Genomic DNA, 23,498 nt, shown 5'->3' with positions numbered 1-23,498 from the left:
AGCCTGAGCTGCTCGAGCCTCTGCTCGAAGACGGTGCGATTTGGGCTTCACGAGTTCGTAGCACTACCACCGATACCTCCCCGTACACCGGACATCATTTCGATGACTCGGGCCTTGTCGACCGGGTCGGGGATGACGTCAGCCGCTTGCCGCAGTTGAAGCAGAAGGTCTGTACGCGGGCGTCCTCGCCGCTCGGTGAGCTCGAGCACGTAGTGCCAGCCCGCGTCGAACCGGCCGACGGCCATCATGCCGGCTACCCGTCGGGCGAGGTCCTCGTCGTCCCGGGCGTCCTCGACAACCCAACGGGCGGCCAAGTACTCGCCGAAAGTATCCTGGACGACGGCGTACAGAGGCTCTCCGTCAGAAGCCACGCCGGACTCGTAGATCGCGTTAACGGTGCTGTTCAGCTCGTCCAGAAGTTGAGGATGAAAGTAGCTTTCGATTTGTTCTTCCAGAGCGGCGAGGAGCCGGCTCCGCGTGACTCCCGCGGTCCGATCCGCGTCGGATTTCATCCAAGCGGCGAGGAACATCGTGGATCTGACCAGCTCGCGCCGCGGCAAGCTCGCACGGGTAATCCCACGGCGGCGGTCCCGTTCGCCGACCGTCAGATCGAAAGTTGCCTCGTGGAGGTCCAGTTCGCTCTCGAACATCCGTCCGTAGCGCAGGAAGTGCGTGAGACCCCAGCTCAGGAGCAGCGGGTTCGCGGCCCACGGGGGTGATGACGCTGCCGGCGCGAACGCGGTCATGCCGCGAGCATCTGCGCCGGCGAGCCACGCCTGCGAAAATTCTTGGATCTCGTCATCGGTGAACGGGGCAACCTGGAAGGCCGTGAACGCCGCGATCCCGTTGCGCTGCAGCTTCTCGTCAGGCCTGCTGGTAACCAGCACGGCGATCGACGGATAATCCGCGCAGAAGCGCTCGATCGCGGCGACCGCTCGAGCGCGGGAGGGGCGCGGCAGCTCGTCGAGACTGTCCAGAACCAGAACCGTTCTGTACCTCTTGAACAGAGTCTCGAGGACCTGCCGCGGAAGGCGGAGGTTGAACCGCTGACCGATCGACGACGTGACCAGGTCGACGATGTCGTCTTGATCCCGGTAGTGCCGCATTGGGACGGAGAGAGCCAAGCGGTCGGCGTTTTCGGTCGCCAGTTCGAAGCAGATGCGCTCGGCCAGCGTGGTTTTCCCGGCACCGGGACCGCCGAACACCAGCATGCGGGCCTTGGGGTGGAGCTGTTCCTGCCAGCTCGCGGGTACGTCTCCGTGGAGCAGGCGTTGTGGCACGTAGTGAACGTCGCGAGTGTTGGCTGGGTCGACGGAGGCAAACCCTTCGAACCAGCGTGTCTGTGCCAATCGGCGGGTCGACCCGACCGCCGCGCGGTAACCGGTCACGAATTCGTTCAGGATGTGGTCGACGAGGCGTTCCCACGCGTCGGTCGTATCGCTGGGATCGTCGGCCTTGGCCTTCTCGCGGGCGAAGAGTGCAATCAGATCGTGGTAGCGGAACCAAATGCCGTCCGCCGTCTCGGCCAGTTGGGCGTCAGCCAGCTCGTAAGCAGCCATCGCGACCGCGGCTTTATCGTCGTCCAGCAGGGCCGCGAGATCGGCCAGGGAGAACTCGGGTGTGAGGCTGAGGCCAGCTCGCCGGAACGCCAGCTGTGCCGAGTTGGTCAGAGCTTGGTAGCTGAGTTCGAAGGCGCTGCGAACATCGAGGTCGGCTTCCGCGAGAGACGAAAGACGGGTGCGTTCGTCCTGGAGTGATTCGGCCAGGCGTTCATAGCTCAGGTAGGACCGCTTCCTGGCGATGGCGCCAGCGACTCTGATGGCGAGCGGCAGGCGACCGCATACGGCAGCCAGAGCGGCGGCCGCCGGTTCACTGCCGGATGACCTTCCTGCAACGGTGTCCAACAGCGCGATCGACTCTGCTTCGTCGAGCAGTTCCACGCGCTGCAGGTGCGCACCGGCCAGAGTGGTCAAGGGCGATCGACTGGTGATGATGACGACCGACCATGCGTTACTGGGAATCAAAGGGCGTACTTGGGCAGCTTCGCGGACGTTGTCGAGCAAGATCAGACACGGTCCGTTCCGTGTGGATGTCAGGTACCGGGCGCGGAGTTCGTTGATCGGGTGAGCTGGGTTGAACTCGTCCGGTGTCAGTGCGGCGACGAACTGGGCCAGGGCCGCATGGGGTTCTGGATCCGGTGCGGTGCTGAAGTCGAAATACAGCTCCGTCTCGCGGTATATCGACACCCGATGCGCCACGTGAACCGCCAACGCCGATTTTCCGATACCGGGCGGTCCGTACAGGTTGATGATCAGCTTCCGCCGGGCCTTCTCGAGTTGGGCGACGAGGTCGGCCCTTCCGGTGAAATCCGGGATGTCGGGAGGCAGCTGATGGGTCGTCGTGGGCAGTGGGAGCCGGCCGTCGACGAAGATCGGGGCATAGTTGTCGCCCGCGATGTTGACCTGCCTGGCATTGCCGCCGGCGCGTGGCTGGAAGTCGGCCATCGGGTCAGAGGGTGATTCCGCCGTGGTTGTCGCCGGCGATGTTGACCTGCTTCGCGTGGTCGGTGGCCTGCGCGATCACGGTCTGCGCGCCCGGGTCGCGTTGGGCCTGTCCGATGAGCTCGACCAGCGACGCTCGGAACCCGTCATCGTCGGCGGCCGCGGCCGTGATCCGCTTGGCGAGCCAGTTTCGAAGGTCGGTGTCTTGGGGCTCGGCCAGGACCTTTCGGAGCGCGGTTTCGTCGTCCGGCTTGCCTGTGAACTTCGCGGCGATCGCCTCACGCAGCCGTTTGACGCCGTTCCATGCTGCGCTGCCGGCGTCTTTCGCGAAGCCTTCGCCGAATTTGGACGCGAGCAGAGCCGCTGCGGCCAAACCCAGGGTGACGGGATCCATGCCTAGTGGTCGCCGGAGGCCTTGCCATCGTTACTCCTTGCCGAAGGCGCACTTACGGAAGCCACGTAGGCGTTGCGGTTGCCGGTCGAGCCGTACGGCCAGACGACGCCGGTGGACCGTACGACGCCTTTCAGACCCGCGACGGGCAGATGCTGATCGGCGTCCAGAACGACACCGGCTGGCGCACCCTCGTCACCGACGTCCTCGACGCCCCCGCCTTGGCCGACGATGCCCGGTTCGTCACCAACGTCGATCGCGTCGCCCACCGCGCCGAGTGCGACGCCGAGGTCGCGGCCCGCACCTCCCGGTGGTCCAACGCCGAGCTCGACGCCCGCCTCGCCGCGGCCGGCGTCCCCGCCGCGCAACTCAAGGAAGTCGACCAGGTCGTCGACCACCCCAGCTGCGGGCCCGGGACCGCTGGCGCAAGGTCTGCACCGAGCACGCCCAAGTCGATGCTCTCTTGCCGCCGGCGACGTTCGCGCGGCTGACCCCCCGCGAACGGGAGGTGCTCGGCCTGATGGCCGAGGGGCGCTCCAATGCCGGCATCGCGCAGGCGCTGGTGGTCAGCGAGAGCGCCGTGGCGAAGCACATCAACAACATCTTCGCCAAGCTTGACCTGCCCGTGGTCGACGCGGACCACCGCCGCGTCCTGGGCTCCTGGTCGGCGTCCGTCCGCACGCAGCCCCGCCGACCCGCATCCCGGACTGATCGAGAGGTGAACACGTACGCATGCTCCTGCTGCGCTCCCTCGGCGGACACCCGCCCGTACCGTCGTAGACCAGGACCAGGACCAGGCCGCCGCCGAATGGCTCTGTCCATTGGCCTGGCCGTACCCGCCCCCGATGCGGACCTCGACGCCCCGGTCGAACCGGAGAACACCGAGCCTACCGGCGCGGCCGCGCCCGACCCGGTGGCATCGGCCAAGCCGGTGACCAGCGAGTCCGCACGGCGCGGTCGACGCCCGTCACGCACCGCCAACCCTGGGGGGTGACCCCTGCGCGCCCGGCCGTTGCACTGGTTAGGCGTAGCACCTCGCGGCTGGGGATCCGGCGCGGCCGAGCAGTAGCACCGTCGTGTCAGTGCGGTGTCCGCTTCGTGTCAGGGCGTCCCGCGACCGTGGGTGCCGTGACCAGGAGAGCCGACGGACCGGAGGTACCGAAGATGACCAGGGGGATCGTGAACAGGGCGCGAGTGGGGGCGACGGCGCTGGCGGTGGCGCTGCTGGCCGGGACGACCGTGCCGGCGGCCGCGGCCGCGCAGGGCCGGCCGGCGCTGCAAGCGGCGATGCAGGCGATCGTCGACTCCGGATTCACCGGAGTGCAGCTGCGGGTGCGCGACCGGCGCGGCGACTGGACCGGCAGCGCCGGAGTGCGTGAGCTGGGCGCGGCCGCCAAGCCGCCGACCGGCGGGCGGTTCCGGATCGGCAGCACCACCAAGACGTTCACCTCGGTCGTGGTGCTGCGCCTGGTGGCCGAAGGCAAGCTCGGGCTGGACGCCCCGGTGGCCGGCTACCTGCCGGAGCTCGGCTTCGACCCGCGGCTCACGGTGCGGATGCTCCTGCAGCACACCAGCGGGCTGTTCAACTACACCGGCGAGTACTACGACGACGGGACGGTCGCCCCCGGGATCGCGTGGTCGGGCCAGGAGTGGGTGGACAACCGGTTCCGCACCTACCGGCCGCAGGAGCTGGTGCGGTACTCGCTGGCCCGGCCACCGCGGTTCGCCCCGGGCGCCGGCTGGAGCTACGCCAACACCAATTACGTCGTCGCCCGGCTCCTGATCGAGAAGGTCACCGGTCGCTCGTATGCCGACGAACTGCAGCGGCAGATCCTGCGCCCGCTCGGTCTGCGGGACACCGTGGTGCCGGGCACCTCGCCGGAGATCCCCGGCCCGCACGCCCACGCCTACTACCGGTACTCCGACGCCGGGCAGGAGAAGACGGTCGACATCAGCCGGCAGAACCCGTCTTGGATCTCTAGTGCCGGGGAGATGATCTCGACCACCGGGGATCTTGCGACGTTCTACTCCGCACTGCTGGGCGGAAGACTGCTGCCGGCGCCGTTGCTGGCCGAGATGCTGAAGACGCACCCGACGCCCGACCCGACGAGTGACTACGGCCTCGGGGTGTTCGAACTGCACGCGGACGCGAACTGCAGCGGCAACGTGCTGTTCACCCACAACGGCAGCGTGCAGGGTTACGGCACATTGGTGTACAGCGCACCGGACGGCGCTCGGACCATGGTTGCCTCGATCACCTACGTGGACACCGGAATTGCCCCCACGGAGGCCTATCAGAACGCGGTGCGGAGGCTCCTCGCCGAGGTGTTCTGCGCCGGGCGTCAGGTCGACGAGCCGCGCTGAGTGGTGACACCGCGCCGGATGTCGCCGGGCAGCGGGCGGACACGCTGGAGGTCCCGGCGTTTCGTCGAGTGCAGCTGCCAGGGAACGCTGGTGACCATGACGCCGGGTTCGAACAGCAGCCGGCCCTTGAGCCGCAGCGAGCTCTGGTTGTGGAGCACGTTTTCCCACCAGCGGCCGACGACGTACTCGGGGATGTAGACGCACACGACGTCGCGAGGGCTGCTGCGGCGGAGGTTCTTGACGTACTGCACAACCGGCCGGGTGATCTCGCGGTACGGCGATTCAAGCACTTTGAGCGGGATCTTCCGGTCGCGTTGTTCCCACTGCCGTTGCAGTTCGCGGGTGTCGTGATCGTCGACGTTGACGGTGATCGCCGTCAGCGTGTCCGGCCGGGTGGCGCGGGCGAATGCGATGGCGCGCTGGCTCGGCTTGTGCCAAGTGGACACCAGTACGATGGCGTGGACGCGGCTGGGCAGCAGCTCACTCTCCTCGTCGGGCAGCAGCTCTTCGCGGACGTGCGTGTAGTGCCGGTGGATCCCGCGCATGACGACGTACAGCACCGGGATGGCGATCACGACCAGGTAGGCGCCGTGGGTGAACTTCGTGATCATCACGACGACGAGGACAACGGCGGTGAGCACCGCGCCGACGGCGTTGATCAGCCGGGACCGCTGGATGGACAGCCGCGCGCGGGTGTCGGTCGCGGTGACGAGCTCGCGGTTCCAGTGCCGGACCATGCCGGCCTGGCACAGCGTGAAGGACGTGAAGACGCCGAGGATGTAGAGCTGGATCAGCCGGGTCGTGGAGCCGTCGAAGGCGAAGATGAGCACACCGGCGATCACCGCGAGGGCGACGATGCCGTTGGAGAATGCGAGCCGGTCGCCGCGGGTGTGCAACTGCCGCGGAAGGTAGCGGTCTTGGGCGAGGATCGAGGCCAGCAGCGGGAAGCCGTTGAACGCGGTGTTCGCCGCGAGGATCAGGATCAGCGCGGTGGCGGCCTGCAGGAAGTAGAACATCACCGAATGGTCGCCACCGAACACCGCAGCCGCGATCTGGCTGATCACCGTGCGCTGCGGGTCGGTGGCGCAGTCGCCACGGAACCCGGTGAGGTCGCAGGTGTTCTCGGCGATCCGGACGCGGCTGATCATGGCGAGCGCGGTGATCCCACCGAACATCACCACGGCGGTCACCCCCATCGCGGTCATGGTGCGGGCGGCGTTGGCGCTCTTGGGCTTCCGGAACGCGGGCACACCGTTGGAGATCGCTTCGACGCCGGTGAGCGCGGTGCAGCCGGAGGAGAACGAGCGCAGCAGCAGGAACACCAGGGCGAGCCCGGTCAGGCCGACCTGTTCGGGCCGGACGTCGTAGCCGGCGCTCTCGGCGACGGGAGCGTGACCGGCGACAGCCCGCCCGAGGCCGAGCGCGATCATCAGCATGACCCCGCCGATGAACAGGTATGTCGGGATGGCGAACGCGCGCCCGGATTCGCGGATCCCGCGCAGGTTCATCGCCATCAGAATCAGGACGAATACAAGATTGAGGGCAATGCGGTGTTCGTTCAGGCTGGGGACGGCGGAGATGATGTTGTCCACACCGGACGCCACCGACACCGCGACGGTCATGATGTAGTCGACCATCAGCGCCCCGGCCACCACCAGGCCCGCGGAGCTCCCCAGGTTGCGGGAGGCAACCTCGTAGGACCCGCCGCCGCTCGGATAGGCCTTCACGACCTGCCGGTAGGACAGCACAACGACGGTCAGCAGCACGGCGACAGCCAAGCCGATCCACGGCGCGAGCGTGAGGTAGGCGAGCCCGCCGATGGACAGGATCAGCAGGATCTCCTGGGTCGCGTAGGCGACCGACGACAGCGGGTCACTGGCGAAGATCGGCAGTGCGAGCCACTTGGGCAGGAGTGTCTCGCCGAGGGTGTCGCTCCGGAACGGCCGTCCGAGTACCAGCCGTTTGAGCCATGACGTGGATGCTGGCACGTACGGCAGCGTGCCTGGCGTGTCCGGGGATCGGCGTATGGATTCCATCAAGAACCGGTTCCCGGCGTAGGGATTCCGTCAACGTGTCCTGATTGGTCGTCAGGGTTGCGTCAACGGTGCTTCGCGCTCTCGGCCGGATGCTTAACGTCCCCCGGCACACCACCTCCTGGGGGCTGCTATGGCCGACGACCACCTCGCGCGGGTGATCTCCTGTCCGGGTGCGGTCGAACTCCTCGACGAGCTGGCGATCGGTCCCCGCCGGTTCGCCGCGCTGCGCCGGACGGTCCCGCGTCGGATGCTCGGGCCGGCTCTCCGCGTTTTGGCGGCCGAGGGCGCTCTCCGCCGTCAAGACGCGGGAAGCTGGGACCCGTGTCCGGGCGATGACGCGCTCATCGTGCTCACTGGGCCGGGACGGCAGCTGGTGGTCGAATTGTCTGATTTGGACGTCTGGGTGGCCGTATACGACCGTTACTTCAACGGTTAGGCCGGGATCACGACAGGGCTGGTGGGTCGAACAACGCCTGGGCCGAGTGGATGCAGTCGAGGATGTCGCGCGCCAGCTGCGCGGCAGGCCGCCGGGTGGCGGACTCGGTCAGTTGGAGGTCGCGGACCTGGCCGTCCAGTGTGACGACCACCGAGATCACGCCGTCGTGGCTGGTGTGGCTGATCTGGACGTTGCTGCGGTGCCGCGGGGGAGCGGGTTGACGGGTGTCTGGGTCGGCGGCCAAGGGGAACTCCCGGGGTGAGATCCGGTTGGGGGTACCGGAACCGTTGATCGTTCAAGGTTGGCGCGGAATTCCCGGCGTGGCGAGCCGTTCACCCGGCCGACGCCGAGTTGTGACCAATTCCGAAGTGGACTCCCGACGACCGCCCGCATTCCGCTCGACGACCTCGATTGGGTGGTCGAGGTCTCACTGCGTAGTCGCCCCGTCAAGAACGCGTCAACGGGGTGCTGTGCCGCGTCAAGACTCTGTCAGGTGACACCCGGTTGGGAACTCCGGCAGGCACGCTTCCGCCAGTCCGGTCACCATTCGGTCGACCTCGGACTTGTCGTGCGTGAGAAGGGAGCAGTTGCATGGCCGATCTGGCTTATGTGCTGCTGGCGATCGTCGTGTTCGCCGTGCTGGCCTTGACCCTGCGTGGATTGGAACGGTTGTGAGCGGCACCGGCGTGTTCGCCAACGTCCTCGGCGGCGTCCTGGCATTGGCCCTGATCGTCTACCTGTTCATCGCGTTGATCAAACCGGAGAAGTTCTGATGTCCTCGACGTGGGCCGGCCTCGGACAGGCCGGCCTCCTGCTGCTCGCCCTGGCGCTGGTGTACCGGCCGCTGGGCGACTACATGCACCGCGTGTTCACGAGCACTAAGCACTGGCGGCTGGAGAAGGCCGTCTACAAGATCGTGCGCGCGGATCCGGAATCCGAGCAGCACTGGAAGACCTACGCCTCCGGCGTGCTGGGCTTCTCGTTCGTCTCGGTGCTGTTCCTGTACCTGCTGCAGCGCATCCAGCCGCTGCTGCCGCTGAACTTCGGCCGCACCGTCGACCCGGGCGTCGCCTTCAACACCGCGATCAGCTTCGTCACCAACACGAACTGGCAGTCCTACATCCCCGAAGGCGTCATGGGCCACGTGGTCCAGATGGCCGGGCTCACCGTGCAGAACTTCGTCTCCGCCGGCGTCGGCCTGGCCGTGGCGATCGCGCTCACGCGTGCGTTCGTCCGGTCGAAGAGCGACCGGCTCGGCAACTTCTGGGTCGACCTGACCCGCGGCACCGTCCGGATCCTGCTCCCGCTGTCGTTCGTCTTCGCGATCGTCCTGGTCGCCCTGGGTGTGGTACAGAGCCTCAAGTCCGGCGTCGCGGTGCTCAACCCGGACGGCTCGGCGAGCACCATTGCGCTGGCCCCGGCGGCGAGCCAGGAGGCCATCAAGGAGCTCGGCACCAACGGCGGCGGCATCTTCAACGCCAACTCCGCGCACCCGTTCGAGAACCCGAACTCGTGGTCGAACCTGATCGAGATCTTCCTGCTGCTGGTGATCCCGGTCAGCCTGACCCGCACGTTCGGCAAGCTGGTGGGCAACACCAAGCAGGGCTACGTCCTGCTCAGCGTCATGGGCGCGCTGTGGGCGGGCATGCTCGCGGTGATCTGGTGGGGCGAGACGCACGCGAACGGCGCCGCGGCACGGCTGGCCGGCGCGGCCCTGGAGGGCAAGGAGACCCGGTTCGGGATCGCGGGGTCGGCGTTGTTCGCCGATTCGACCACCGGTACCTCGACCGGTGCGGTGAACTCGATGCACGACAGCTTCACCGGCCTCGGCGGGTTCGGGACGCTGCTGAACATGATGTTCGGCGAGCTGTCACCCGGCGGGGTCGGCACCGGCCTCTACAGCATTCTGGTGATGGCGATCATCGCGATGTTCCTGGCCGGGCTGATGGTCGGGCGGACGCCGGAGTACCTGGGCAAGAAGCTCGGCAAGCGCGAGGTCACCTGCGCCTCGATCGCGATGCTGGCGATGCCTGCCGTGGTGCTGATCGGCGCGGGTGCGGCGCTGCTGATCCCGGGCAACACCGCCGCGTTCAACAACCCGGGCGCGCATGGCTTCTCGGAGTTGCTCTACGCGTACACGTCGGCGGGCAACAACAACGGCAGCGCGTTCGCCGGCATCACCGTGACCAACGACTGGTACCAGTCGACGCTCGGCGTCTGCATGGCGCTCGGCCGGTTCATCCCGATCCTGGCCGTCCTCTGCCTCGCCGGCTCCCTGGCAGCGCAGCGGAAGGTCCCCGAGACCGAAGGAACGCTGCCGACCACCAGCCCGCTGTTCGCCACCATGCTCGCCGGCACGGTCGTGCTGGTCGCGGCCCTGACCTTCATCCCCGCCCTGGCCCTCGGGCCGATTGCCGAGGCTCTCGCATGACCATGACCACCGAACGCACTCCCGAGGAAGCCACCCAGCACCACGTCGAGAACGCGGGCCGGGTCGGCGCGGGCGTGTTCAACCCCCGCCAGCTCTGGACGTCCCTGCCGGACGCCCTCCGGAAGCTGAATCCCAAGCACCAGCTGGCCAACCCGGTCATGTTCGTGGTGTGGGTCGGCTCGGCACTGGTCACCGTGTTCGCGGTGACGAACCCGACCGTGTTCAACATCGGCGTCGCGGTGTGGCTGTGGTTCACGGTGCTGTTCGCCAACCTCGCCGAGGCGGTCGCCGAAGGCCGCGGCAAGGCCCAGGCCGAGTCCCTGCGCAAGACCAAGAAGGACACCGTCGCCCGCCGCCTGACCGAAGACGGCTCCGAGGAACGCGTACCCGGTGCCGACCTGAGGATCGGCGACCTGGTGGTCGTCGAGGCCGGCGAGGTCATCCCGGGCGACGGCGACGTCGTCGAGGGCATCGCGACCGTCGACGAGTCGGCCATCACCGGCGAGTCCGCGCCGGTCATCCGCGAGTCCGGCGGCGACCGGTCGGCCGTGACCGGCGGCACGACGGTGCTGAGCGACCGGATCGTCGTGAAGATCACCACCAAGCCGGGCGAGTCCTTCGTGGACCGCATGATCGCGCTGGTGGAAGGCGCCTCGCGGCAGAAGACGCCGAACGAGATCGCGCTGACCATCCTGCTGGCCGTGCTGACGATCATCTTCGTCCTCGCGGTCGTGGCGCTGCAGCCGATGGCGAACTACTCCGGCGGCCAGCAGTCGGTGATCGTGCTGACCGCCCTGCTGGTCTGCCTGATCCCGACGACGATCGGCGCGCTGCTGAGCGCGATCGGCATCGCCGGGATGGACCGCCTCGTCCAGCGGAACGTGCTCGCCACGTCGGGCCGGGCGGTCGAAGCCGCCGGCGACGTCTCCACGCTGCTGCTGGACAAGACCGGCACGATCACCTTCGGCAACCGGCAGGCCACCGAGCTGATCCCGGTCGGCTCGTCCACCGTGGAGGACCTGGCGATCGCGGCCCGGCTGTCCAGCCTCGCCGACGGCACGCCCGAAGGCCGCAGCATCATCGACCTCTGCGCGCGCGAGAACGGCCTCGCGGCAGAGCCGTCCGAAGCCGAGAAGTCCGGCGAATTCGTCCCCTTCACCGCGCAGACCAGGATGTCCGGCATCAACCTGAACGGCCGGATCGTGCGCAAGGGCGCCGCCAGCGCCGTGCGCACGTGGGTGGCCGAGCACGGTGGCATCGTGCCGGACGAGGTGCACGAGACTGTCGACAAGATCAGCGCCGAGGGCGGCACGCCGCTCGTCGTCGCCGAGCAGGTCGAGGGCACCGCGGTGGTGCGCGGTGTGGTGCGGCTGTCCGACGTCGTGAAGCCCGGCATGCGGGAACGGTTCGCCGAGCTGCGCACGATGGGCATCAAGACCGTGATGATCACCGGCGACAATCCACTCACAGCCCGCGCGATTGCCGGGGAGGCCGGGGTGGACGATTTCCTCGCCGAGGCCAAGCCCGAAGACAAGATGGCGCTGATCAAGAAGGAGCAGGAGGGCGGGCGACTGGTCGCGATGACCGGTGACGGCACCAACGACGCTCCTGCGCTGGCGCAGGCGGACGTCGGGGTGGCGATGAACACCGGGACCATGGCGGCCAAGGAGGCCGGCAACATGGTCGACCTCGACTCGAACCCGACTAAGCTGATCGAGATCGTGGAGATCGGCAAGCAGCTGCTCATCACCCGCGGCGCGCTCACGACGTTCTCCATCGCCAACGACCTCGCCAAGTACTTCGCGATCCTGCCCGCCATGTTCGCATCGATCTACCCGCAGCTGGGTGGCCTGAACGTGATGGGCCTGCACTCGCCGGACTCGGCGATCCTGTCCGCGGTGATCTTCAACGCGCTGATCATCGTGGGCCTGATCCCGCTGGCCCTGCGCGGCGTGCGCTACAAGCCCTCCAGCGCGAAGGCGCTGCTGCGGCGCAATCTGCTGATCTACGGGCTCGGCGGCATCGTGACGCCGTTCGCCGGGATCTGGCTGATCGACCTGCTCGTCCGACTCATCCCGGGAATGTGACCATGAAGGTGCTGTACAAGCAGACCGTCGCCGGCCTGAAGATGCTGCTGGTGCTGACCGTGCTGCTGGGCGTGGTCTACCCGCTGGCCGTGTGGGCGGTGGCTCGCATCCCCGGCCTGTCGGACCAGGCCGAGGGCTCGATCGTCACGCAGAACGGCCAGGCCGTCGGGTCCTCGCTGATCGGGGTCGACCCGGTGGCGAAGGACCCGGCCCACGACCCGTACTTCCACAACCGGCCCTCGGCCGGGTCGAAGGACCCGCTCGGGCCGGGTGACCCGTCGACCTCGGGTGCTTCGAACAAGGGCACCGGCAACGACGACCTGCTCGCGCTGGTCAAGCAGCGGCAGGAGCTGATCGCCAAGAGGGAAGGCGTCGACGTGTCGAAGGTGCCTGCCGATGCCGTGACTGCGTCGGCGTCCGGGCTCGACCCGCAGATCAGCCCGGCCTACGCCGAGCTGCAGGTGCCTCGGGTCGCGCGGGAGAACGGCCTGGGCGAGGACGAGGTCCGCAAGCTCGTCGCGGACAACACCACCGGGCGCGGGCTCGGTGTGCTCGGTGACCCGGCGGTCAACGTGCTGCAGCTCAACCTCGCCGTCGCGGCGGCCAGGCACTGACCCGTGACGACAGCGGACGCGCCCAAGCGTCGTCGCGGCGAGCTGCGGATCTACCTGGGGGCCGCCCCGGGCGTGGGGAAGACCTTCGCCATGCTCGGGGAGGCCCGCCGCCGGCTCGACCGCGGCACCGACGTCGTCGTCGGCCTGGTGGAGACGCACGGCCGCCGCAAGACCGCCGAGCTCCTGGCGGGGCTCGAAGCCGTCCCGCGGCACACGCTGGAGTACCGCGGGCACACCTTCGAAGAGATGGACGTCGACGCGATCCTCGCCCGCGCCCCGGAGGTCGCGGTGGTGGACGAACTGGCGCACACGAACGTGGCCGGCTCGCGCAACGAAAAGCGCTGGCAGGACATCGAGGAACTCCTGGACGCGGGTATCGACGTGCTCTCGACGGTGAACGTGCAGCACCTGGAGAGCCTCAACGACGTCGTCGAACGGATCACCGGCATCGCCCAGCAGGAGACCGTCCCGGACGAGGTCGTGCGCCGCGCCGAACAGCTCGAGCTGGTCGACATCACGCCGGAGGCACTGCGGCGGCGGCTCGCGCACGGCAACGTCTACCCGGCCAACCGGATCGACGCGGCGCTCGGCAACTACTTCCGGCCCGGCAACCTCACCGCGCTGCGCGAGCTGGCCCTGCTGTGGGTGGCCGACCAGGTCGACGTCGCGCTACAGCGCTACCGCAGCGAACGCGACATCACCGACACCTGGGAGGCGCGGGAGCGCGTGGTCGTCGCCATCAGCGGCGGCCGGGAGAGCGAGACGCTGATCCGGCGGGCCCGGCGCATCGCGAAGCGGGCCGGCGCCGAGCTGCTGGTGCTGCAGATCCTGCGCGGCGACGGCCTGGCCGGTGTGTCCCCGCAAGCGCTCGCCGAATACCGCAAACTCGCCGAAGACGTCGGCGCCACCTTCCACACCGTCGTCGGCGACGACGTCCCGACCGCGCTGCTCGACTTCGCCCGTGGCGTGAACGCGACGCAGGTCGTGGTGGGCACGTCCCGGCGCTCCCGGGTGGCGCGGCTGTTCGACGAGGGCATCGGCGCGACGGTGGTCCAGGAATCCGGGCCGATCGACGTGCACATGGTCACCCACGACGAGTCCGGCGGGCGGCTGCGCGCGAAGCTGTTCCCCCGCAGTTCCCTGGCTCGGCGGCGGCAGCTCCTCGGCTGGGCGCTCGCACTGCTACTGCCCGCGGTGGCGACGCTGATCGGCGTGGTGCTGCGACAGACGCTCATCCTGTCCACCAACGTGATCGACTACTTCCTCGCGACGATCATCGTGGCGCTCGTCGGCGGCCTCGGGCCCGCGCTGTTCGCTTCTATCGCGAGCGCGTTGCTGCTGAACTTCTTCTTCACCCCGCCGCTGTACACGCTGACCGTGGACGCCCAGCAGAACGTGATCACGCTGGTGGCGATGGTCGTGGTCGCGGTGGCGTTCGCGCTCGTCGTCGACCGGGCTTCCCGCCGAGCCGACGCCGCCGCGCGGGCGCGGACCGAGGCCGCGCTACTGGCCTCCTACGCCCGGACCGTGCTCGGCGACGGCGATCCGCTGCAGCGGCTGCTGGAAAAGGTACGGGAGAACTTCGGGCTGGAATCCGTCTCGCTGCTGGAGAAGCAGAACGACGAATGGCTCCGCGCGGCCTGCACGGGGGAGCGGCCGTGCGACGACCCGGACGAGGCGGACGTCGATGTTCCGGTGACCGACGACGTCCACCTGGCGCTGCGCGGCCGGACGCTGCCGGCGCACGACCAGCGCGTCCTCGAGGCCGCGGCGGGCCAAGCCCTGCTCGCCCTGCGGCAGCAGCGGATGGCCGCTCAGACGCAGGAGGCGCAGCGCCGGGCGGAAACCACCGAGTTGCGCACGGCGCTGCTCTCGGCCATCGGCCACGACCTGCGCACTCCGCTGACCTCCATCAAGGCCGTCTTCGGCGGCCTTCGTGCCCACGACGTCAGCCTGTCCGAAGAGGACACCGAGGAACTGTTGAGTGCCGGCGAAGAGTCGACGGACCGGCTTTCCGGGCTGGTCGACAACCTTCTGGACTCGTCGCGCCTGGCGACCGGTGCGGTGCAGCCGGTGCTGCGGCCGGTCGGCTACGACGAGGTCGTCGCGACGGCGCTGGCCGCGGTGGACGGCAGCGCCAAGGTCGCGGTCGACATCGACGACCGGCTGCCCGCGGTCACCGCCGACGCCGGCCTGCTGGAACGGGCGATCGCCAACGTGATCGACAACGCGCTACGCCACGGCGGCGGTGAGGTCGCCGTGCGCGCGAGCGCGTACGGGGGCCGCGTCGAGCTGTGGATCGTCGACCACGGCCCCGGCTTGCCGAAAGGCGCGGCCGACTCGGCGTTCGCGCCGTTTCAGCGGCTCGGCGACCGCAACACCACGACCGGTGTCGGGCTGGGCCTGTCGGTCGCGAAGGGGTTCGTGGAGGCGATGGACGGGGACATCCGGGCCGAGGACACCCCGGGTGGCGGCCTGACGATCGTCGTGTCCCTGCCGGCGGTGACGCGATGACGTCCGTGCTCGTGGTCGACGACGAAACCGCGCTCGTGCGGGCGCTGCGGATCAACCTCACCGCCCGCGGCTACTCGGTGGTCACCGCCGCCGACGGTGCCTCCGCGCTGCTGGCCGCGGCGACCGAGCACCCGGACCTGGTGCTGCTCGACCTCGGGCTGCCCGACATCGACGGCTTCGAGGTGATCCGCGAGCTGCGCACCTGGAGCGCGGTGCCGATCATCGTGCTCTCGGCCCGGGACCGGTCCGCCGACAAGATCCGGGCCCTCGACACCGGCGCCGACACCTATGTCACCAAGCCGTTCGGCATGGAGGAGCTGCTGGCGTGCTTGCGCGTCGCGGAACGCCGGCTGGCCCTCGGCGTGCCGCCCGAGCCGGGCTTGGTCGTCGGGACCGCTGCGTTCACGGTGGACGTCGGCGCCAAGATCGTCCGCCGGGGTGACGCGCCGGTGCACTTGACCCGCACGGAATGGGCCATCCTCGAACAGCTCGTCCGCAACCCCGACTCCCTCGTCAGCGGCACGCACTTGCTGACCACGGTCTGGGGGCCGGACTACGCGGATCGCGGGCACTACCTGCGCGTCTACATGGCGCAGCTGCGGCGCAAGCTCGAACCCGAGCCGTCCCACCCGCGGTACCTGATCACCGAAACCGGTATCGGGTACCGCTTCGTCCCGGAGGAGTCACCGTGATCGATCCCGACGTAGCCATCGAGCTGGCAGCCGAGCGTGGCGACACCGCCGAACTGCGCCGGTGGGCCGCCGCCGGGCACTCCGACGCTGTCGACCTGCTCATCGAGCTCGCCACCGAACGGGAAGACCTCGACGAACTCCGTCGGCTCGCCGACGAAGACAGCCAAACCGCAGCCGAGGTACTCGCCGAGCTCGAAGGCGAATAGCAGGATCGGTCGACCCGTGTCCGAAGGGGCCGAGGTGGTGGCCCAGCCGGCGAACCCGGAGACGAGGGTGCTCGGCGGCGCCTAAGACGACGGCAGGCTGCCGGCCAAGGCGTACGCGGCCGCGGTCGATCCGGCGGCGATGGCGAAGCTGTCCGGGTCAGCGAAGCCTGACGATGCCCGCCAAAGACCGGAGCTAGTGCCGCTCGTCGCGGCTCACCCGCGCCGAGGCGACCTCGTCCCGGCGTGGGTGTTCCTCGCACCAGCGTTCCGCCGCGCGCAGCACCACGGTCAGCACGACGAAACCGCCGATCAGCATCAGCGTATAGGCCAGGTCGCTCATCGAAACCCTTCGGATCGCCGAAACTCCGTCACCGAACGATGGCGCGCTGCGGACGGCATCACACATCGCATCAGCACGTCTTTCACGCTGCGCTCTCGGAACTTGACGCCGGATTGATCCGCCTTCGTACGCGGAAGAAGGCACGCGACGCCGGCAGCGCCAGCAGGACGATCACCAGCAGGGAACCGGCCGTGGTCAAGACCAGCTTCGCGCCGTCGACGACGGAAAGCCAGCTCGGCATGGCCGCACGCGCGGCCTCGACCAGCTTCGGGACGTCGACCTGCCCGAGCACCGGATCGCCGGAGTCCCGGAAGCTCGCGGCGAGGAACGAGGCCGTGAACAGCTGGGCCGGCACGATCAGCGCCCCGGCCACGGCCAGCAGTGGATGGAAGACCCAGGACAGCACCTGGCCGGCTCGCCGGCCGGTCAGGTTCAGCAGCGCCAGCACGACGAGGACGGCGATGATCGCGGCCGGCAACGGCGTTTCGGCGGTGTTCGAGCCGAAGCTGACCGCGTGCTCGGCGAGCAGGGAAGCGGGCAGCCCCTGCCGGGTGAGCTCGGCTTCAGCCGCGACCTGTGCGTCGGCGCCGAAGGTCCAGACGACGATGATCGACAACAGGAACGGCAGCACGGTCAGCAACTGGGTCACGACAACGAAGACGACGGCGCGTGGTCTTGTCGGCGGTAGCAGCACGGCACCCCCTTTGCCAGATTCACTGATTCTGGCGGGTAGGGAAGCCGGCATGCAGCAAACTGGTCTGGAGTCAGGGAAAAATCAGGGTCCGCCGACGCCGGGCTCTTTGCTCGGGACAAATGTTCATGTGCACTGTGCGCGCCATCATGATCTGGTGCGGCCTGGCCGCGGCGGGCTCTCTAGTAGGAATCATCGACTCGTTCACCATGAACGCGCCCCATCTCCCTGATGCCGTGTGGGTGATCCCGCTGGTCGGCTTCTTCCCCGTCGCGCTCGTCGTCGCGGCGAAGCTGCTGTTCCACCGTGACAGTGAGTCGCCTGCGCGCGGTCTGGCTGAAGGCGTGAAGTCGTTGCCGCAGTGGGGGAGGTGGAGCGCGGCAACCCTGTCCCTGGCAGCGGGGACGGTCGCCGCGGTCGCTGCCGCGGGCCTGCGCAACGGCACGCCCGAGCTGACCGCCACCGGCTATCAGCTCTACACCCGGCTGGGCAGCACGCCGATCACCCACGCCGAGTACCTGCACGAGCTTGCCGGCAGCGAGCTGCTGTTCGCTGCGCTCGGACTCGGTCTCGTCGTCTTGCTCGCTGCCGTTGCCGCGGCAGTCGGACGGAGGGCGCCGGATCGGTGACGCCTGCCCACCACGGCGTCGAATGCCGTGGTGGGCAGTACGTTTCAACCAGGCAGTCAGCCGAGGCAGGACCGGACGGCCTTGGCGAGGTTCGCCGCGCGGGGGTCGTCGGGGCGGTAGTTCCAGAGGTTGGTGACGTAGCCGAAGCCGACGCCGGCGTCGGGGTCGGCGAAGGCGATCGATCCGCCGGAGCCCGGGTGGCCGAAGGAGCCCGGTCCGAGCATCGGCAGTGGCGGGCAGGCTCGCCAGAACCCGAGGGACATGTTGAAGGAGCGGTCGGCTGGGATGTCGAGCCCGGCCGGCACTCCGTACATCGTCGTCTTGTCGGTCTGGACGGCGGTCATCGTCTCGACGGTCGACGGGTCGAGCAGCCGGAGGCCGTCGACGTCGCTGACGGTGGCGGCGTACATCCGGGCCAGCGAGTGGGCGTCGGCGACCATGTTCGCGGCGGGGAACTCGGCGGCGCGCCAGGCGCGGGTGCGGAAGTATCCGGTGGCCGGGTCCATGGCGCCGCCCAGCACACCGGCGTGCATCTGGATCGCGTCCGGGGTCCACATGGATTCGACCCACTTGGTGACGGTGTCCGGGTCGAGGCCGGTCGTCGCGATCATCCCGGCGAGCAGCTCCTCGACGGTGAACGGAGCGGCGTCTTCGAACTGCGCTACGCGGGGCTCGTGCTCTTCCGGCAGCCCGATCCAGGCGCTGAGCCCGAGTGGGGCGGCGACCTCTTCGGCGAAGAACGTGCCCAGGGACTTGCCGGTGATCCGGCGCACGACCTCGCCGACCAGGTACCCGTAGGTGACGGCGTGGTAGACGTGCTGCGTGCCCGGCTCCCACAGCGGCTTCTGCGCTTCCAGGGCGTGGATGACCGGGTCCCAGGCGCAGGCCTGCTCGAACGTCAGCGGCCCGTCGACGACCGGCAGGCCGGCCTGGTGCGACAGCAGCCAACGCACCGGGATCTCGTCCTTGCCCGCCGCGCCGAACTCCGGCCAGTACCGGATCACCGGGGCGTCGAGGTCCAGCTCGCCGCGTCGCACCAGCAGGTGGGCGCAGATCGCCGCCGCGCCTTTCGTGGTGGAGGCGACCTGGGCGATGGTGTCTTCGCGCCACGGCCGGTTCGCCTCGCGGTCGGCGAGGCCGCCCCAGAGGTTGACGACGGGACGGCCACCGGCGTAGACGCTGCAGGCCGCGCCGATCTCACCGGGAGCGTCGAAGTTCGCGCGGAAGACGTCGGCGACCTTTCCCCAGCCCTGCTCGACGTCACCGCGTTGTTCGATGGTCATGCTGTGGTCCTCTCGGAATTCGATGATGGATGCACGATGTCCGGCCGCCCTGACACCGGGCAGCCACCGCGCTGACACGGCTCAGGAGACCTTGCGGCGGTAGGCCGCGGTGGCGAAGACGTAAGCGACGACGAGGATTCCCGCGCACCAGGCAAGCGCGGTCCAGATGTCGGTGCCGGCCGGTTGCTGGGTGAACAAGGCGCGGATGGTGTTGACGATGGAGGTCACCGGCTGGTGCTCGGCGAACCACCGCACCGGCCCCGGCATCGTCGCCGTGGGCACGAACGCCGAGCTCAGGAACGGCAAGAAGATGAGCGGGTAGGAGAACGCGCCGCCGCCTTCCGCCGTCTTCGCGGTGAGGCCGGCGAGTACCGCGATCCAGGTCAGCGCCAGGGTGAACAGGAGCAGGATGCCGGTGACCGCGAGCCAGGCCTGGCCGCCGGCGCTCGTGCGGAAGCCCATGAGCAGGGCGACGCCGAGGACGATCACGAGCGAGATCAGGTTGGCGACCAGCGAGGTCAGCACGTGCGCCCACAGCACGGACGATCGGGTGATCGGCATGGAGTGGAAGCGTTCGAAGATCCCGCTCTTGAGGTCGGTGAAGAGCCGCAGCGCGGTGTAGGCGATGCCTGAAGCGATCGTGATCAGCAGGATGCCCGGCAGCATGTAGTTCACGTACGAGGCCGATCCGGTGTTGATCGCGCCGCCGAAGACGTAGACGAACATCAGCATCATGGCGACCGGCGTGATGACGGTCGTGATGATGGTGTCCAGGCTGCGGGTGACGTGCCGCAGGGAGCGTCCCAAGAGGACGGTGGTGTCGCCGAGGACGTGGGTGGTCATCGTTTCTCGCTTTCCGTGCTGGCGCCGACGACGGCGAAGTAGACGTCTTCGAGGGTCGGCTGCTTTTCTACGTATTCGACCCGGGCGGGCGGGAGCAGCTGCTTGAGTTCGGCGAGTGTGCCGTTCACGATGATGCGGCCCTCGCGCAGGATCGCGATCCGGTCGGCGAGCTGTTCGGCCTCGTCCAGGTACTGGGTCGTCAGCAGGACCGTCGTGCCGCGGGCGGCGAGGCCCTTCACTGCGTCCCACACCTCGATGCGGGCCTCGGGGTCCAGCCCGGTGGTCGGCTCGTCCAGGAAGATCACCGGCGGATCGCCGATGAGGCTCATCGCGATGTCCAGGCGGCGGCGCATCCCACCGGAGTACGTCGCGACCTTCCGCGTGGCCGCGTCGGTCAGGGAGAAGCGCTCCAGCAAGTCTTCGGCGATCTTGCGGGGGTGATCGAGGCGCCGGAGCTTGGCGATGAGGACGAGGTTTTCCCGCCCGCTGAGGACTTCGTCGACGGCGGCGAACTGCCCGGTGAGGCTGATGGCCGCCCGCACGTCGTCGGCCTGCTTGACCACGTCGAAGCCGTTGATCGCGGCGGTCCCCGCGTCCGGCTTCAGCAGCGTGGACAGGATCCGCACCGCGGTGGTCTTGCCGGCGCCGTTGGAGCCGAGGAGGGCGAAGATGCTGCCCCGCTCCACGTCGAAGTCCACTCCGCGCAGGACCGGCAGTGTCTTGTATGACTTCTCGAGGCCTCGAACTTGAATCGCTGTCATCGGTCTCCCTCGTCGGACTACTCAGTAGTGCTGAGTACTGGTATACAGTAGTACTGACTAGTGGCGCCAGGGCAAGCTCGGAGGTGCGATGGACGACCTGACGGAGATGTTGAAGGGCACCCTTGAAGGCTGCGTGCTCGAGATCATCGGCGGCGAGGAGACCTACGGCTACGCCATCACGCGCCGGCTGAACGACCTCGGCTTCGGCGACGTCGTCGAGGGGACCGTGTACACGATCCTGTTGCGCCTGGAGAAGAACAAGCTCGTCCAGGTGACGAAACGGCCGTCCGAGAAGGGGCCGCCGCGCAAGTTCTACCGGCTCAACGACGCGGGTCGCGAAGAACTCGGCCGGTTCTGGGCGAAGTGGCAGTACGTCTCGTCGCGCATCGACAAATTGAAGGAGGGCGGGAAATGAACTTCTGGGAGACCATCACCGGCAGCGACCTCACCCGGGACTATCAGGCGTTCGAAGCCAGAGCCGGGGCGCTGCCGGAGGACTACCGGGCGGCGTGGGAGCAGATCAAGGCGCACCTCTTCCCCTACGGGGACTTCACCGGCCGGAACCTGATGCCGATCCTCGACGGTGCGCTGGGGCTGCTGGAGGAAACCGCGGCGGAGGGACAGAGCGTTCACGACGTGCTGGGGGACGACATCGCGGGCTTCTGCGCGGCGCTCGCCGGCGGTGAAGGGGCCCGGAACTTCCGTGACCGGTGGCGGAAACAGCTGAACAGGAATGTGGCGAGAAAACTGGGCCGGCGGGGAGGCTGACATGGGCATCCAGGACATCATCGAAGGCAAGAAGCAGTGGCGGGTGCATCAGGCGCGGGTCAAAGCCCTCCCGCCGGACTACCAGATCGTCTACAAGGAGATGCAGAAATACCTGTTCAAGGTCGGGCCGGTCGACCTGCTCGAGGGGAATCTGCTCTCGGGGATCGTCGACTTCTTCGAGGAGGGCGCCGCGACCGGCAGGGGAGTCCTGGAAGTGATCGGCGAGGACGTCGCCGCCTTCTGCGACGACCTGATCAAGGATTCGCGCACCTACGCCGACATCTACCAGGAGTCGATCAAGGAGAAGCCCGGGAAGTAGCCGATCAGGGTGGAAAGCGGCTTGAAACCAGGCTGAAACCGGGGCCGCGCACCCTCGTGAGGGTCGTGGCCGCCGAGGTCACGGCGGACGAGAGGAGAACCGTGACCACCCCGGCGATAGCGGCCAGCGGGCTGCGCAAGTCCTTCGGCGACCAAGTCGTGCTCGACGGCATCGACCTACAGGTCGCCGAAGGCACGATCTTCGCCCTGCTCGGGCCCAACGGCGCTGGCAAGACGACCGCCGTGCGAATCCTGTCCACCCTGATACGCGCCGACGGCGGGCAGGCCTCGGTCGCTGGACACGACGTGGCCGCCGAGCCGGACGGGGTTCGCGCGGCGATCGGGGTCACCGGGCAGTTCTCGGCGGTCGACAACCTGCTGACTGGCGAGGAAAACCTGCTGCTGATGGCCGACCTGCACCACCTCGGCCGCGCCGAAGGCCGGCGGAAGGCCGCCGAGCTGCTCGAGCGGTTCGACCTCGCCGAGGCCGCGGGCAAGCTGGCCTCGGCCTACTCCGGTGGGATGCGGCGGCGGCTGGATCTGGCGATGACGCTCGTCGGCCGGCCGCGCGTGCTCTTCCTCGACGAGCCGACCACGGGCCTCGACCCGCGCAGCCGGCACACGATGTGGCGGATCATCCGCGACCTCGTCGCCGGCGGCGTCACCGTCTTCCTGACGACGCAGTACCTGGAGGAGGCCGATGAGCTGGCCGGCCGGGTCGCGGTGCTCGACCACGGGCGGGTGGTCGCCGAAGGCACGCCGGACGAGCTGAAGCGGCGGGTGCCCGGTGGGCACGTCCGGCTGCAGTTCGCCGACGCCGCGAGCCTCGACGCCGCCGCCCGGGCGCTCGGGGAGGGCACCCGGGACGAGTCCGCGCTTACGCTCCAGGTGCCTGGCGACGGCGGGGTCCGGTCCCTGCGCACGTTGCTCGACCGCTTGGACGGCGCGGGCGTCGACGTCGGCACCCTGTCGGTACACACCCCGGATCTCGACGACGTCTTCTTCGCCCTCACCGGCCACCCCACCACCGAGAAGGAACCCGTCCGATGAGCACCCTGTCGTTCGCCGCGCGCGATTCGGCGACCATGCTGCGACGCAACCTGAAGCACCTACGCCGCTATCCCGGCATGATGATCATGTCGCTGGGCATGCCGGTCCTGCTCCTGCTGCTGTTCGTCGGGGTGTTCGGCGGTGTCATGCAAGTGGGCGTCGGCGCCGGGGCGTACGTCGACTACCTGGTGTCGGGGATCCTGCTGATGACCGTGGGGTACGGCGCGTCGATGACAGCGCTGGCCGTGAACCGCGACATGACCGAGGGGATCATCTCGCGGTTCCGGACGATGGCGATCGCGCGGGTGTCGGTGCTGACCGGGCACGTCCTGGGCGCGGTGCTGCGCACCCTGTTCAGTGCCGTGCTGGTCGTCGCGGTCGCGCTGCTGTTCGGGTTCCGTCCCGCGGCAGGCTTCGGCGGCTGGCTCGCGACGCTGGGCATGGTGCTGCTTGTCAAGCCCCGGGTTTCGTGGAGAGTGGATTAGCTGGTTTCCTGGGTTGCGGTGACCGGATGGGTCATCGCGTGTAGCGCCTCGTACTCGG

General features: G+C 68.6%; 25 protein-coding genes and 1 pseudogene. 17 read left to right on the top strand and 9 right to left on the bottom strand.

The genetic code is table 11. The features are described from left to right. Positions 1-47 precede the first annotated feature (47 nt). Positions 48-2,504: an NACHT domain-containing protein gene (locus tag I4Q55_RS35095; RefSeq protein ID WP_206794305.1), complete on the bottom strand. Its 2,457-nt coding sequence runs from the start codon at positions 2,502-2,504 to the stop codon at positions 48-50. Between the two features lie 4 nt (positions 2,505-2,508). Beyond that, positions 2,509-2,895 (bottom strand): hypothetical protein, encoded by a 387-nt coding sequence (locus I4Q55_RS35090; RefSeq protein WP_206794303.1) that lies wholly within the window; start codon positions 2,893-2,895, stop codon positions 2,509-2,511. Positions 2,896-3,044: 149 nt separating this feature from the next. Here I4Q55_RS35090 and I4Q55_RS35085 point away from each other — a divergent pair, with 149 nt between their 5' ends. From I4Q55_RS35085 to I4Q55_RS35075, 3 genes and pseudogenes are all read left to right on the top strand, one after another. Then, on the top strand, positions 3,045-3,383 hold the full coding sequence (locus I4Q55_RS35085; protein ID WP_242547349.1) for a CoA transferase: 339 nt from the start codon (positions 3,045-3,047) through the stop codon (positions 3,381-3,383). Next, positions 3,374-3,547 (top strand): annotated as a pseudogene (locus I4Q55_RS35080) (response regulator transcription factor); the annotation flags it as partial. The gene I4Q55_RS35085 and the pseudogene I4Q55_RS35080, both read left to right, overlap by 10 nt. Positions 3,548-4,056: 509 nt before the next feature. Continuing rightward, on the top strand, positions 4,057-5,256 hold the full coding sequence (locus tag I4Q55_RS35075) for a serine hydrolase (RefSeq protein ID WP_206794301.1): 1,200 nt from the start codon (positions 4,057-4,059) through the stop codon (positions 5,254-5,256). On the opposite strand, the gene I4Q55_RS35070 is transcribed toward I4Q55_RS35075, so the two are convergent. Further along, positions 5,235-7,244 (bottom strand): APC family permease, encoded by a 2,010-nt coding sequence (locus tag I4Q55_RS35070; protein ID WP_206794299.1) that lies wholly within the window; start codon positions 7,242-7,244, stop codon positions 5,235-5,237. The genes I4Q55_RS35075 and I4Q55_RS35070 overlap by 22 nt on opposite strands. Positions 7,245-7,422: 178 nt before the next feature. Between I4Q55_RS35070 and I4Q55_RS35065 the strand changes: the two genes are divergently transcribed. Then, the gene (locus I4Q55_RS35065) at positions 7,423-7,728 is read left to right on the top strand and encodes a hypothetical protein (RefSeq protein WP_206794298.1); all 306 of its coding nucleotides are present in this window, start codon (positions 7,423-7,425) and stop codon (positions 7,726-7,728) included. Positions 7,729-7,735: 7 nt separating this feature from the next. Here the strand turns inward: I4Q55_RS35065 and I4Q55_RS35060 are convergent, their stop codons facing one another. Next, the gene (locus I4Q55_RS35060; protein ID WP_206794296.1) at positions 7,736-7,972 is read right to left on the bottom strand and encodes a hypothetical protein; all 237 of its coding nucleotides are present in this window, start codon (positions 7,970-7,972) and stop codon (positions 7,736-7,738) included. A 427-nt stretch (positions 7,973-8,399) separates the two neighbouring features. On the opposite strand from I4Q55_RS35060, the gene kdpF reads away from it, so the two are divergent. Genes kdpF through I4Q55_RS35025 form a run of 7 tightly spaced genes read left to right on the top strand, consistent with a single transcriptional unit; the run spans position 8,400 to position 16,272 of the window. Continuing rightward, positions 8,400-8,501, top strand: coding sequence for a K(+)-transporting ATPase subunit F (gene kdpF, locus I4Q55_RS35055; RefSeq protein ID WP_206794294.1), 102 nt, complete (start codon positions 8,400-8,402; stop codon positions 8,499-8,501). Further along, a complete protein-coding gene (gene kdpA / locus I4Q55_RS35050; RefSeq protein ID WP_206794292.1) occupies positions 8,501-10,159 on the top strand; it encodes a potassium-transporting ATPase subunit KdpA in 1,659 nt (552 codons plus the stop codon). The genes kdpF and kdpA overlap by 1 nt, the downstream gene beginning before the upstream one ends. Continuing rightward, a complete protein-coding gene (gene kdpB, locus I4Q55_RS35045; RefSeq protein WP_206794290.1) occupies positions 10,156-12,246 on the top strand; it encodes a potassium-transporting ATPase subunit KdpB in 2,091 nt (696 codons plus the stop codon). The genes kdpA and kdpB overlap by 4 nt, the downstream gene beginning before the upstream one ends. Before the next feature lie 2 nt (positions 12,247-12,248). After that, positions 12,249-12,860 carry a K(+)-transporting ATPase subunit C gene (kdpC, locus tag I4Q55_RS35040; protein WP_206794288.1) on the top strand — a complete coding sequence of 204 codons (612 nt, stop codon included), beginning with the start codon at positions 12,249-12,251 and terminating at the stop codon, positions 12,858-12,860. A 3-nt stretch (positions 12,861-12,863) separates the two neighbouring features. Then, positions 12,864-15,374 (top strand): DUF4118 domain-containing protein, encoded by a 2,511-nt coding sequence (locus I4Q55_RS35035; protein ID WP_206794286.1) that lies wholly within the window; start codon positions 12,864-12,866, stop codon positions 15,372-15,374. Next, positions 15,371-16,066 carry a response regulator gene (locus I4Q55_RS35030; RefSeq protein ID WP_206794284.1) on the top strand — a complete coding sequence of 232 codons (696 nt, stop codon included), beginning with the start codon at positions 15,371-15,373 and terminating at the stop codon, positions 16,064-16,066. The genes I4Q55_RS35035 and I4Q55_RS35030 overlap by 4 nt, the downstream gene beginning before the upstream one ends. Further along, positions 16,063-16,272: a hypothetical protein gene (locus I4Q55_RS35025; protein WP_206794282.1), complete on the top strand. Its 210-nt coding sequence runs from the start codon at positions 16,063-16,065 to the stop codon at positions 16,270-16,272. The genes I4Q55_RS35030 and I4Q55_RS35025 overlap by 4 nt, the downstream gene beginning before the upstream one ends. Before the next feature lie 193 nt (positions 16,273-16,465). On the opposite strand, the gene I4Q55_RS35020 is transcribed toward I4Q55_RS35025, so the two are convergent. Next, positions 16,466-16,612, bottom strand: coding sequence for a hypothetical protein (locus I4Q55_RS35020; protein ID WP_206794280.1), 147 nt, complete (start codon positions 16,610-16,612; stop codon positions 16,466-16,468). A gap of 82 nt (positions 16,613-16,694) precedes the next feature. Next, the gene (locus I4Q55_RS35015; protein WP_206794278.1) at positions 16,695-17,261 is read right to left on the bottom strand and encodes a hypothetical protein; all 567 of its coding nucleotides are present in this window, start codon (positions 17,259-17,261) and stop codon (positions 16,695-16,697) included. 179 nt (positions 17,262-17,440) lie between these two features. On the opposite strand from I4Q55_RS35015, the gene I4Q55_RS35010 reads away from it, so the two are divergent. Beyond that, positions 17,441-17,932, top strand: a complete 492-nt coding sequence (locus I4Q55_RS35010; protein ID WP_206794277.1) for a hypothetical protein — start codon at positions 17,441-17,443, stop codon at positions 17,930-17,932. A gap of 56 nt (positions 17,933-17,988) precedes the next feature. Here the strand turns inward: I4Q55_RS35010 and I4Q55_RS35005 are convergent, their stop codons facing one another. From I4Q55_RS35005 to I4Q55_RS34995, 3 genes are all read right to left on the bottom strand, one after another. Continuing rightward, positions 17,989-19,215, bottom strand: coding sequence for a serine hydrolase (locus tag I4Q55_RS35005; protein WP_206794275.1), 1,227 nt, complete (start codon positions 19,213-19,215; stop codon positions 17,989-17,991). A gap of 81 nt (positions 19,216-19,296) precedes the next feature. After that, the gene (locus I4Q55_RS35000) at positions 19,297-20,058 is read right to left on the bottom strand and encodes an ABC transporter permease (RefSeq protein ID WP_206794273.1); all 762 of its coding nucleotides are present in this window, start codon (positions 20,056-20,058) and stop codon (positions 19,297-19,299) included. Next, complete coding sequence (locus tag I4Q55_RS34995; RefSeq protein WP_206794271.1) at positions 20,055-20,819, bottom strand: ABC transporter ATP-binding protein; 765 nt, start codon at positions 20,817-20,819, stop codon at positions 20,055-20,057. Before I4Q55_RS34995 ends, I4Q55_RS35000 begins: the two co-directional genes overlap by 4 nt. An 88-nt stretch (positions 20,820-20,907) precedes the next feature. On the opposite strand from I4Q55_RS34995, the gene I4Q55_RS34990 reads away from it, so the two are divergent. The 5 genes from I4Q55_RS34990 to I4Q55_RS34970 all read left to right on the top strand — a co-directional run bounded on the left by I4Q55_RS34990 (position 20,908) and on the right by I4Q55_RS34970 (position 23,440). Next, positions 20,908-21,234 (top strand): PadR family transcriptional regulator, encoded by a 327-nt coding sequence (locus I4Q55_RS34990; protein WP_206794269.1) that lies wholly within the window; start codon positions 20,908-20,910, stop codon positions 21,232-21,234. Further along, the gene (locus I4Q55_RS34985; protein WP_206794267.1) at positions 21,231-21,587 is read left to right on the top strand and encodes a DUF1048 domain-containing protein; all 357 of its coding nucleotides are present in this window, start codon (positions 21,231-21,233) and stop codon (positions 21,585-21,587) included. The genes I4Q55_RS34990 and I4Q55_RS34985 overlap by 4 nt, the downstream gene beginning before the upstream one ends. 1 nt (position 21,588) lies before the next feature. Continuing rightward, positions 21,589-21,906 carry a DUF1048 domain-containing protein gene (locus I4Q55_RS34980; RefSeq protein ID WP_206794265.1) on the top strand — a complete coding sequence of 106 codons (318 nt, stop codon included), beginning with the start codon at positions 21,589-21,591 and terminating at the stop codon, positions 21,904-21,906. Between the two features lie 101 nt (positions 21,907-22,007). Beyond that, the gene (locus I4Q55_RS34975; RefSeq protein WP_206794262.1) at positions 22,008-22,955 is read left to right on the top strand and encodes an ATP-binding cassette domain-containing protein; all 948 of its coding nucleotides are present in this window, start codon (positions 22,008-22,010) and stop codon (positions 22,953-22,955) included. Next, on the top strand, positions 22,952-23,440 hold the full coding sequence (locus tag I4Q55_RS34970; RefSeq protein WP_242547347.1) for an ABC transporter permease: 489 nt from the start codon (positions 22,952-22,954) through the stop codon (positions 23,438-23,440). Before I4Q55_RS34975 ends, I4Q55_RS34970 begins: the two co-directional genes overlap by 4 nt. Positions 23,441-23,498 lie beyond the last annotated feature (58 nt).

Source organism: Amycolatopsis sp. MtRt-6 (genome assembly GCF_017308975.1).
GTDB lineage: Bacteria > Actinomycetota > Actinomycetes > Mycobacteriales > Pseudonocardiaceae > Amycolatopsis.
Note: the sequence above shows the minus strand (reverse complement) of the source record. Positions and strands in the feature narration are given on the sequence as shown.

What these genes read in the sequence shown, in the direction of transcription:
- I4Q55_RS35095 (WP_206794305.1), bottom strand. Translation starts at nt 2,504, where the DNA reads ATGGCCGACTTCCAGCCACGCGCCGGCGGCAATGCCAGGCAGGTCAAC.
- I4Q55_RS35090 (WP_206794303.1), bottom strand. Translation starts at nt 2,895, where the DNA reads ATGGATCCCGTCACCCTGGGTTTGGCCGCAGCGGCTCTGCTCGCGTCC.
- I4Q55_RS35085 (WP_242547349.1), top strand. Translation starts at nt 3,045, where the DNA reads ATGCTGATCGGCGTCCAGAACGACACCGGCTGGCGCACCCTCGTCACC.
- I4Q55_RS35075 (WP_206794301.1), top strand. Translation starts at nt 4,057, where the DNA reads ATGACCAGGGGGATCGTGAACAGGGCGCGAGTGGGGGCGACGGCGCTG.
- I4Q55_RS35065 (WP_206794298.1), top strand. Translation starts at nt 7,423, where the DNA reads ATGGCCGACGACCACCTCGCGCGGGTGATCTCCTGTCCGGGTGCGGTC.
- kdpA (WP_206794292.1), top strand. Translation starts at nt 8,501, where the DNA reads ATGTCCTCGACGTGGGCCGGCCTCGGACAGGCCGGCCTCCTGCTGCTC.
- kdpB (WP_206794290.1), top strand. Translation starts at nt 10,156, where the DNA reads ATGACCATGACCACCGAACGCACTCCCGAGGAAGCCACCCAGCACCAC.
- kdpC (WP_206794288.1), top strand. Translation starts at nt 12,249, where the DNA reads ATGAAGGTGCTGTACAAGCAGACCGTCGCCGGCCTGAAGATGCTGCTG.
- I4Q55_RS35030 (WP_206794284.1), top strand. Translation starts at nt 15,371, where the DNA reads ATGACGTCCGTGCTCGTGGTCGACGACGAAACCGCGCTCGTGCGGGCG.
- I4Q55_RS35020 (WP_206794280.1), bottom strand. Translation starts at nt 16,612, where the DNA reads ATGAGCGACCTGGCCTATACGCTGATGCTGATCGGCGGTTTCGTCGTG.
- I4Q55_RS35005 (WP_206794275.1), bottom strand. Translation starts at nt 19,215, where the DNA reads ATGACCATCGAACAACGCGGTGACGTCGAGCAGGGCTGGGGAAAGGTC.
- I4Q55_RS35000 (WP_206794273.1), bottom strand. Translation starts at nt 20,058, where the DNA reads ATGACCACCCACGTCCTCGGCGACACCACCGTCCTCTTGGGACGCTCC.
- I4Q55_RS34995 (WP_206794271.1), bottom strand. Translation starts at nt 20,819, where the DNA reads ATGACAGCGATTCAAGTTCGAGGCCTCGAGAAGTCATACAAGACACTG.
- I4Q55_RS34990 (WP_206794269.1), top strand. Translation starts at nt 20,908, where the DNA reads ATGGACGACCTGACGGAGATGTTGAAGGGCACCCTTGAAGGCTGCGTG.
- I4Q55_RS34985 (WP_206794267.1), top strand. Translation starts at nt 21,231, where the DNA reads ATGAACTTCTGGGAGACCATCACCGGCAGCGACCTCACCCGGGACTAT.
- I4Q55_RS34980 (WP_206794265.1), top strand. Translation starts at nt 21,589, where the DNA reads ATGGGCATCCAGGACATCATCGAAGGCAAGAAGCAGTGGCGGGTGCAT.
- I4Q55_RS34970 (WP_242547347.1), top strand. Translation starts at nt 22,952, where the DNA reads ATGAGCACCCTGTCGTTCGCCGCGCGCGATTCGGCGACCATGCTGCGA.